The 1206-nt window shown below is 50.7% G+C and carries 1 protein-coding gene and 1 pseudogene; one reads left to right on the top strand and one right to left on the bottom strand.

The window, feature by feature from the left end; all coding sequences use genetic code 11:
* Nucleotides 1–873 (top strand): MDR family oxidoreductase (locus R7O12_RS25795; protein ID WP_318126902.1); only part of this gene is annotated, 873 nt, incomplete at its 5' end.
* Nucleotides 874–959: 86 nt separating this feature from the next.
* Here the strand turns inward: R7O12_RS25795 and R7O12_RS25790 are convergent.
* Nucleotides 960–1206 (bottom strand): annotated as a pseudogene (locus tag R7O12_RS25790) (LysR family transcriptional regulator); the annotation flags it as partial.

The raw sequence follows: 1206 nt of genomic DNA, 5'->3' as shown, positions 1-1206 counted from the left end.
TACTCATCGTTAAACTACAAGGACGGCCTTGCGATCACAGGGAAAGGTAAAATCATCCGCAACTTCCCAATGGTACCAGGCATTGATCTAGCGGGTACGGTCGTAAGCTCTGACGATGCACGCTACCAAGCAGGCGATAAAGTCGTTCTTACTGGCTGGGGTGTCGGCGAAAACCACTGGGGCGGTATGGCGCAACGTGCTCGTCTAAAAGCGGATTGGTTGGTTCCTCTACCAAAAGGCTTAGACAGCAAAAAAGCAATGATGGTCGGTACAGCTGGCTTTACCGCAATGCTGTGTGTTCAAGCTCTGATGGATGCTGACATCAAACCAGAAGCTGGCGAAATCCTTGTCACTGGCGCCAGTGGCGGCGTAGGTTCGGTGGCGGTGACGCTTCTGGCTCAACTGGGCTACAAAGTGGCAGCCGTTACTGGTCGTGTTGAACAAAACGGTCCACTTTTAGAAAAACTGGGCGCAAGCCGCATCATCGACCGTGTTGAATTTGAAGAGCCTGCACGCCCACTAGAAAAACAAATTTGGGCTGGCGCAGTCGACACCGTTGGCAGCAAAGTGCTAGCGAAAGTATTGGCGCAAATGGATTACAACAGCGCCGTCGCGGCGTGTGGTCTTGCTGGCGGTTTTGACCTGCCAACCACAGTAATGCCGTTCATCCTACGTAATGTGCGTCTGCAAGGTGTGGATTCCGTGATGTGTCCAACCGAAAAACGCATCGCAGCGTGGGAAAAACTGGTTGAGCTACTACCAGACAGCTACTTCGAGCAAGCGTGTACTGAAGTAGAGCTCGCTGAAGCGCCAAAATACGCCGAAGATATTACCAACGGCCAAGTAACCGGTCGCATTGTTATCAAGCTATAGTCATCAAGCTGTAGCTATAAAGCTATCGTTATCAAGCTACAAATCAGCACTTCACGTAAATAGAGCCAGCGTTGCTGGCTCTTTTGTTATCCGTTCAATCCCATGTCTTCGATTCGCTTTGCAATCAGCCTGCTGCACTCTTCACGCACAACGGAGCGCAGCCATTCTTGAGCAGGAGAATGCTCACAGCGCGCATGCCAAATCATCGAATAATCAAAAGGCGTAAATTGGAATGGTAACGGTTTTACGACTAGGTCATAGCGCTCAGCAACCAGATACGCCAAATCTGCCGGAACGGTAATGATGATAGGCAGAGTATCCACAATCGCCAGC

The sequence above is a fragment of the Vibrio sp. Vb1574 genome (assembly GCF_033338675.1).
Note: the sequence above shows the minus strand (reverse complement) of the source record. Positions and strands in the feature narration are given on the sequence as shown.